General features: G+C 49.6%; 1 tRNA gene. It reads left to right on the forward strand.

Going from position 1 to position 353, the window contains the following annotated elements:
• Window positions 1–139: 139 nt before the first annotated feature.
• Window positions 140–216: transfer RNA gene (locus AAIG11_RS17985), tRNA-Ile, on the forward strand.
• The last annotated feature ends 137 nt before the right edge of the window (window positions 217–353 follow it).

Raw genomic sequence — 353 nt, forward strand, 5'->3', positions numbered from 1 at the left:
GTAACAAGGTAGCCGTATCGGAAGGTGCGGCTGGATCACCTCCTTTCTAAGGAGTAACGAAGCAAGACACCCGCTGGTTCCGGGTGGCAACTTTCTGCTGTTTGGTTTTGAGAGAAAGTGTTCTCTCGAAATGCAAGGCGGGCTCATAGCTCAGGTGGTTAGAGCGCACGCCTGATAAGCGTGAGGTCGGTGGTTCGAGTCCACTTGAGCCCACCATTTTTTATTCATATGGTAAATTGTTCTTTGAAAACTGCATGATCGTAAAGGCAAAGTAAAGCAAGGTCAAGGAAGAAAGAGCAAAGGGTGAATGCCTTGGCACCGGGAGCCGATGAAGGACGTGGTAAGCTGCGAAA

It is taken from the genome of Anoxynatronum sibiricum (genome assembly GCF_039414295.1).
Classification (GTDB): Bacteria; Bacillota; Clostridia; order Peptostreptococcales; family Tindalliaceae; genus Anoxynatronum; species Anoxynatronum sibiricum.